This is a genomic window from Dysgonomonas sp. BGC7 (assembly GCF_001261735.1).
Taxonomy (GTDB): Bacteria; Bacteroidota; Bacteroidia; order Bacteroidales; family Dysgonomonadaceae; genus Dysgonomonas.
Genome location: NZ_CVRP01000017.1, coordinates 138,037 through 144,442, shown reverse-complemented (window position 1 = coordinate 144,442; position 6,406 = coordinate 138,037). Strand labels below are relative to the sequence as shown.

The window sequence follows — 6,406 nt, the reverse complement described above, 5'->3', positions numbered from 1 at the left end:
AACCCGAACCCGCGTGCGCAGACGTGTTAGCGCAAAGCGAGCACCGGAAAGCGAACGCAGAAGGACGCATTCTAAACCAAGGAGTCCATTTCAATTGATTAGGATCTGACCAGTCTATTTCACCAAGACCACATTCACGCTCTATTTTACGAGCAGCTTCTACAATCACTTTTGCATTATAATCGGCTTCTTCATGCACTCTCATATTTTCCGGATAGACTGTAAAATCTACTTTCGGACGTCCTGCTTCACTGTACGCAGCCTCTATAGAGGTTAATCTTTCTTCGAGCTGTTTCTTTAAATTTTTCATTTGATTTGTTGTATTGTTTTAATTAATAGCTTCTGAATTTAAAATATCTGATTTCTCCTAATTCAACCTTCACCCGATCGGATGGAGCTTGTATTAATTTATTTATATGAACATTGAAGACCTTGGATAACTTTTCTATCATTACATTATCAGGTATTACTTCTCCTTTCACGTATCGATGCAATGCTTGTCGACTTACTATATTTTCCAACTTATCAGCTAGATCCGCAAGGGATAGCCCATTGAGTTTCATTTGAGTCCTGATATTGTTACCTATTATATTCATAGCCTTCCAGATTACCATTTAGTCATTCATGACTCAAGCCATTCTCTGTATATCTCCGGATGTTTGGTTGCAGCAATCTCAACCCGCTTTGCGCTTTTTAAGGCGAGGCGGGAACCCGAACCCGCGTGCGCATTCGTGCTATCGAAAATCGAGCCCCGGAAAGCGAACGCAGAAGGACTACCATTTGTAAGGAAATAGGGATAGTGACGAGCCTTACTACTGTCATAGATATCCATCCTTTCTCCTTCGTTGTAGGCTTCGTTCATAATGACGACACGGTAGTACTTCCGGAAATGGTCTCGCAGGTCTTCAGGTAGGTCTACAAATACAGGAGCATCAGGGCGTCCGGTTTCTTCCATCATATCTTCCCATCCGTTTATCCGTTCCGATATATCCAGAGTAAAGAACTCTTTACCGAATTCAGATTCTAAAGCGGATTTTACTTCGTCAGACGATTTATACAAACCTCTGATCTTTGTTTCTAATTCTTTTTGGTTCATACTTACAGGTATATTTGGTTATGATAAATATTCTTTCCACAGTTCGGTAAACTGTTCTCCGGAGTAATCGGATATCGCTTCTTCGTGGTACGAGAGGCGGGAACCCGAACCCGCGCTCGCATCCGAGTCATCGTAATCCGAGTGCCTGGAAAGCGAACGCAGAAGGACCTTTGTATGACCAAAACACAGGAAAGTATCTATGTTTGCCGTTGTAGATGTCAGTCGGTTTACCTTCATTGAGGGCCAGTGTGATTTTCTCCAGCTTTATGCCTGCTATTTGCCGGGGTGTAATACCTGCTTCGAGTAGTTTTGCTTCATCGATAGGCTCTTCGCCGTTATACTTACATGCGTCTTCGTAAGACTTGATCTGATCGGTGATCTTAATTTTCTTTGTTGTCATGATTCATTGTTTTATATGGGTTAAAATTGAATGTTATGTGAGGAGTGCGGGAATCGAACCCGCATACGTTTACTATTTCAAATCGCTTCAACTCTAAACGTTACTCATTAAAGCGAACCGTCACCTAATATGGTAAGGCTGCGTCTACCATTGCGCCAACCCCTCGTTTACCCCACCGCTGTGGGGCTAAAAGCTACACTATTGATTCTGTATCAGATGTTATTAGTTATCTGATGTAGCTTTTATATTTTTAGTTTATCGGATATATGAATTCATTTCCGACATAAAGCCCTCCAGACTATTTGCAACGACATACTTATATCCCTGCTCTTCGCTATTCGTCTGAAATTTTATTTGTTCGTTGCTTTGTTTTCCCAATCCGTACTTCATCTCTATGAACATGCCCGAATAGCCTTTGCGCGGAAGCATCAAAAACAAGTCGGCAACACCCGCAAGAACGCCCTCAGCCTTCATTATAGCAGCCTCTTTCACATTTCTATAACCTCCATTGGGTACTGCAAATAATACGTATTCCGGATACTGTAACCTAAACCATGTCACACATGAGCGTTGCAACTTCGATTCTTCATGCTTCGGGTTAGATCTTTTACTCTGGCTATTGTGCTGCTCTTTCAATTCTTCGTATGTCATGGATATTATTGTTTATTCGTGAATATTACAGACTCGCTATCTTTGCGCATGTGTGCGAAACAGGCCTCTTTCAGATTACATCCGTTCGCCTTCTCTATCGTTTCAAATATGCAGCCGGTACAACCGTCTACCGATACCTCAACTCTTATATCCAATCCCTGAAATTTCACTTCCGAGTCTAACCCCGCTGATATAAGACTATCTCTCAAAACTCCCATATATGTTGCTATTGGCATAAGTCAAAACATTTCATCATCGGGATCAACCTCTTCCGAGCCCATAACACCCAAACAACAACATAAAGCAGACACTATCACCATGATGTCGATTATATAAAGCATTGTTTCCATCATTCTACAGGTATTGCTATTAGTTCGCCGTCATATATTACATACCTGATAACCTCAGCTTCCTGCAAACGCTTAGCATAGTCCGCTTCCTTTTTGCTTACATACATACAGCCGGCCAATACAACGATCAGCGCTACAATTATCTGTATGTGCTTACATGTTCTCTTTTTCATATAGTTATTATTAGGGTGTTAGTAACTAAATTTTATTGCCGATTAGCGATAATGAAGATTTCTTATCGATGTAGTCTTCTATCCATTCCTTTTTGTAACGATACTCCGAGCCTATCTTCATATATTGCAAACCCGATCGCCTTAATCGCGGAATAGTTTCGTCCGAAATAGAAAATATCCGCATAATGTCTTTATTCGTCAGCAAAGTATTCATGACTTCCTATTTTAGGCGCGTTACTATATATAAGTCCTCTTCTCTCTTCTCCCATCGGCTAAATTTTGCATCTGGATTCTTCTTCTTAAATTCAGTGATACGCGGAGCCGCTAACAAACGTTCATACAATGTGCATTCCAATACCGAGCCCACAACCATGCGCTGAATAGTATCTGCCCACGATGTTTTTTGAATCTTTTCTGCTTTTACTGTACTCATATTTAATTATATTTGTTATTCGTATTGTAATTACGATTACAAATATGTACGTATTTATTTCAGTAAACAAGCTTTTGTACTGAAATAAATACGTAGTTAACATTATTTATGAACACAGGGTGTTTTTAACTTAAAATACGGGGTGGATATGGAATTTTTGAAAGATCTGAGACTATATAATTGGTATACGATTATGCTGTTGTTCGGTATTGCTTTAGTTGCGTCTAGTTTTGCTTTCAACATCACCTTTGTTGATCCAAGACACATATTTGGGCTGGGACTTGGAGCTGCGACTATAGGACTGACATATATAGCTGCACGTAAGAATGTGAGAATAGAAGAAGGTCACGGGTATTATCAAGGCAAAGTCCCCATCCTTACCGCTATTCATATTTTTATATTGATTATAGGATGGGGAGTTTTAATCGTATTTGCCGGCCTGCTGTTATGGTCTCTAGCTTAATAGCATCTTAATAACCGCAACAAGACAAAGACCCGAAATAGCCAACGCTACTGTAGATTTAAAATCAGCACTAGACACTACCTTATCTAACATATTCAATATGTCTTTAATTTGTTTTTCGTCCATAATCAATTAATTTTTAACAAATAATTATATAAAAACATCTATTTCAATAAATTCATAATTTAAACAATGGCTTGGAAAGAAGAATTATTAGTTGGTTATACGCAAATGATTCTTTCTTATAATATATGAAAAACCAATAGAGTTCCCTATGCAACAAGTGGTTATTAATATTATGTCGCTAATAAAAACATCAAGAGTAATCTGTTCTACAAGATACATGACCAGACGATAAAATATACTATTGATATAAAAAAGGATCATAAACTCTGTGAAGGTGTATTTCTTGTTTTTCATATACCTTACTTTTAAAAATTAGAATAATTAATCACAAATATATACGTATTTATTTCAGTAACAAATGAATTTTAAAGAAAGATTATTAGCCTTTCTCAAATACTTGGGAATAGGGCAAACTAAATTTGAAGAAAAAACAAATTTAGGAAGAGCAAGCATAAGTAAAATAAAAGATGGTATGAGTGCGCCAAATTTGGCGAAGATATCGGAAACCTATCCTGAATTAAGTATCGAATGGTTAATTACAGGTTCAGGAAACATGTTAAAGAACATATCCGACAGTGCGCAAGTTTCCGAGCCGCAAGGAAGCTATGGCAACAATGATATTATATCTTTGCTGCGTGAACAAATCACCGATCTTAAACTCGCTATATCGAAAAAAGACATTGAGATAGGTTGTCTCAATCAGGAGATAGGCCACCTCAAAGGCCTACTGGCTGCAAATTCTATCGAATTAGTAAAGGGGGGTACTGATACGGATGACAAAGGCACAACTAAATTAGCCGGCAATAAGTCACCAGCAATAAAGAAGTAGCTCTGTGCCGCTATACATTGATTAACATTTATATTTAACAATAGTTTTAACTCTTAATTTTATTATTATGGATTTAGTTATCAGTGTTATTGTAGCTGTTTTTGCTGTATTGCAGATTATTCTCTTTTTCAAATTATGGGGAATGACAAACCATGTAAAAGAAATGAAAGAAGCAGTCGAGATTAACAGTCTTTTCAATAATATGTGGAAAGTAAGGAGGGCTTTATTCAAAGGGGATAAGAGAAAAGCTAAAGAGCTGTTAGACGATGCCTTTATTACCGAGATAATGTTATTTACAAGATACTCTAAGGAAAATTTTTCTTCTATTCCACAAATAATAGAGTACTTTCAAAAAATATATGATAAACACGGATTTGAAATGCCGGAAGAATTATCTAAATTAACCAGTAGGAAGGATGCAGAAAATATATTGTAAATACAATAAACAAACACATATCTTCGGACAAATACACGTAAACAACTAATTATAATACATTTTACATATTCCCGGCTGTGCTACTTTTAAACCCGCTAACAACGCGGGTTTTTATATACTATAAAGTTGCATCTAGGATAAATATCTATCTTTGATAACAAGATTTCTTATTAAAGAATAAACAACTATGATACCGACTAAGGATATAGAGAATGTCGATGACATAAAGAAAATAGTTAATATATTTTATGGCAGAGTAAGAAAAGATGACCTAATAGGCCCTATATTCAACAACGTAATTCAAAATCATTGGAATGAACATCTAGAAAAACTATATTTATTCTGGCAAAGTCGATTATTTGGAGATCCTGTATATGATGGTTTCCCATTTCCCCCACACGCACAATTACCAATAAATAAAGAACACTTTGATCGTTGGCTATCTCTCTTTACAGAAACTGTAGACACCCTTTTCATAGGACCAATTGCCAACGAAGCTAAAAACCGAGCCTATAAGATTGCAGATGTATTCCAAGATAAATTAGCGTATATTCACAACAAATCAAATAGAAAATAATTATGATGAAACCACGCTTGGGCATGACACCCGAACAGGTGATAAATGTCCTAAAAGCGGTGTTTGGAAAGCTCTGGGGATAGCTGATACTGTTACAATGTCTGTTTCTAGAGGAAATAGGATGCCGATGTGTGAAAACAGAAGTATAAATTGGAAATTAATTATAATGTTTTAGAAAACGATGATGAAATGATAAACAAAGCCCCAATTTGGGGTTTTTGTCATTCTGAAATCTTTCATAGCTTTACACAGACTAAAAAGCATAAACAATGAAAAAACTATTACTCTTATTGCTTACACTCTCTTTCTTCGCTTGTAGCAAAGATGAAGATAATGATAACGCAAACGAGCCAATAAAAACATTTAAAGATGAAATCTTAGGCAGATGGGAAAGATATGATGAAATATTTGGCAGAAAAGGGCTTGACTTTAGAGGGTATTCAACTGTTTATCAATATGTGTATGAAGGCATACCTGAAGTAGGTAATCAGGGGAGAACAGGAACTTATATAATAACAAAGGATAGTTTATTTATCACTCATACTGACTACTTTAGAAACCGAAAATACGGATATTCAATTGATAAAAATGTACTTATCCTTACAGATGATCCACTTACATATAAGTATATTAAATATAACTAAATAAAAGCCGCCCATCTTCCCAGACAAGCGACTTCAAACAATCTTAACTTATATACCTAAAGCTTATATTTTGTTCCTATCAAATACTCAACTCCTAAACTACCTAAACTTTTGTGACTCTGGTACTCAAAACCTAAATTGTGATAGAATGCCCACTAGTCCGATATAATTCAATGCCGAACAAGAAGCTGAAACAAACGGCTACCATACATCAGTCTTATATATCAT

At 36.7% G+C, this 6,406-nt stretch carries 16 protein-coding genes and 1 tRNA gene; 5 read left to right on the top strand and 12 right to left on the bottom strand.

Going from position 1 to position 6,406, the window contains the following annotated elements:
- The 10 genes from BGC7_RS14470 to BGC7_RS14440 all read right to left on the bottom strand — a co-directional run.
- The coding region (locus BGC7_RS14470) for a hypothetical protein (protein WP_157258742.1) at positions 1-310 on the bottom strand (310 nt) is incomplete at its 3' end.
- Between the two features lie 22 nt (positions 311-332).
- Entirely contained in the window at positions 333-614 is a 282-nt protein-coding gene (locus BGC7_RS14465) for a helix-turn-helix domain-containing protein (protein WP_050702316.1), read from the bottom strand.
- Between the two features lie 8 nt (positions 615-622).
- Positions 623-1,096: a hypothetical protein gene (locus tag BGC7_RS14460; RefSeq protein WP_050702315.1), complete on the bottom strand. Its 474-nt coding sequence runs from the start codon at positions 1,094-1,096 to the stop codon at positions 623-625.
- A 127-nt stretch (positions 1,097-1,223) separates the two neighbouring features.
- Positions 1,224-1,496 (bottom strand): hypothetical protein, encoded by a 273-nt coding sequence (locus BGC7_RS14455; RefSeq protein ID WP_050702314.1) that lies wholly within the window; start codon positions 1,494-1,496, stop codon positions 1,224-1,226.
- Between the two features lie 38 nt (positions 1,497-1,534).
- Positions 1,535-1,661, bottom strand: a tRNA-OTHER gene (locus BGC7_RS17960).
- A 90-nt stretch (positions 1,662-1,751) separates the two neighbouring features.
- The gene (locus tag BGC7_RS14450; protein ID WP_050702313.1) at positions 1,752-2,147 is read right to left on the bottom strand and encodes a VRR-NUC domain-containing protein; all 396 of its coding nucleotides are present in this window, start codon (positions 2,145-2,147) and stop codon (positions 1,752-1,754) included.
- 5 nt (positions 2,148-2,152) lie between these two features.
- Positions 2,153-2,383: a hypothetical protein gene (locus tag BGC7_RS14445; RefSeq protein WP_050702312.1), complete on the bottom strand. Its 231-nt coding sequence runs from the start codon at positions 2,381-2,383 to the stop codon at positions 2,153-2,155.
- 113 nt (positions 2,384-2,496) lie between these two features.
- Positions 2,497-2,670: a hypothetical protein gene (locus tag BGC7_RS17955; RefSeq protein ID WP_157258741.1), complete on the bottom strand. Its 174-nt coding sequence runs from the start codon at positions 2,668-2,670 to the stop codon at positions 2,497-2,499.
- A gap of 25 nt (positions 2,671-2,695) precedes the next feature.
- Positions 2,696-2,884 (bottom strand): helix-turn-helix domain-containing protein, encoded by a 189-nt coding sequence (locus BGC7_RS17950; protein ID WP_157258740.1) that lies wholly within the window; start codon positions 2,882-2,884, stop codon positions 2,696-2,698.
- Between the two features lie 6 nt (positions 2,885-2,890).
- Positions 2,891-3,103: a hypothetical protein gene (locus BGC7_RS14440; RefSeq protein ID WP_050702311.1), complete on the bottom strand. Its 213-nt coding sequence runs from the start codon at positions 3,101-3,103 to the stop codon at positions 2,891-2,893.
- A 148-nt stretch (positions 3,104-3,251) separates the two neighbouring features.
- On the opposite strand from BGC7_RS14440, the gene BGC7_RS14435 reads away from it, so the two are divergent.
- Positions 3,252-3,566, top strand: a complete 315-nt coding sequence (locus BGC7_RS14435) for a hypothetical protein (protein ID WP_050702310.1) — start codon at positions 3,252-3,254, stop codon at positions 3,564-3,566.
- Here BGC7_RS14435 and BGC7_RS18215 read toward each other — a convergent pair.
- Together BGC7_RS18215 and BGC7_RS17945 are read right to left on the bottom strand one after the other, a co-directional pair.
- The gene (locus BGC7_RS18215; RefSeq protein ID WP_255351477.1) at positions 3,558-3,692 is read right to left on the bottom strand and encodes a hypothetical protein; all 135 of its coding nucleotides are present in this window, start codon (positions 3,690-3,692) and stop codon (positions 3,558-3,560) included. The genes BGC7_RS14435 and BGC7_RS18215 overlap by 9 nt on opposite strands.
- Before the next feature lie 87 nt (positions 3,693-3,779).
- Positions 3,780-3,986 (bottom strand): hypothetical protein, encoded by a 207-nt coding sequence (locus tag BGC7_RS17945; protein WP_157258739.1) that lies wholly within the window; start codon positions 3,984-3,986, stop codon positions 3,780-3,782.
- Between the two features lie 64 nt (positions 3,987-4,050).
- Between BGC7_RS17945 and BGC7_RS14430 the strand changes: the two genes are divergently transcribed.
- The 4 genes from BGC7_RS14430 (at position 4,051) to BGC7_RS14415 (ending at position 6,178) form a co-directional block, all read left to right on the top strand.
- The gene (locus BGC7_RS14430; RefSeq protein ID WP_050702309.1) at positions 4,051-4,521 is read left to right on the top strand and encodes a helix-turn-helix domain-containing protein; all 471 of its coding nucleotides are present in this window, start codon (positions 4,051-4,053) and stop codon (positions 4,519-4,521) included.
- Between the two features lie 67 nt (positions 4,522-4,588).
- Entirely contained in the window at positions 4,589-4,957 is a 369-nt protein-coding gene (locus BGC7_RS14425) for a hypothetical protein (RefSeq protein ID WP_050702308.1), read from the top strand.
- 187 nt (positions 4,958-5,144) lie between these two features.
- The gene (locus BGC7_RS14420) at positions 5,145-5,534 is read left to right on the top strand and encodes a group III truncated hemoglobin (protein ID WP_050702307.1); all 390 of its coding nucleotides are present in this window, start codon (positions 5,145-5,147) and stop codon (positions 5,532-5,534) included.
- A 269-nt stretch (positions 5,535-5,803) separates the two neighbouring features.
- Positions 5,804-6,178, top strand: coding sequence for a hypothetical protein (locus BGC7_RS14415; RefSeq protein ID WP_050702306.1), 375 nt, complete (start codon positions 5,804-5,806; stop codon positions 6,176-6,178).
- The last annotated feature ends 228 nt before the right edge of the window (positions 6,179-6,406 follow it).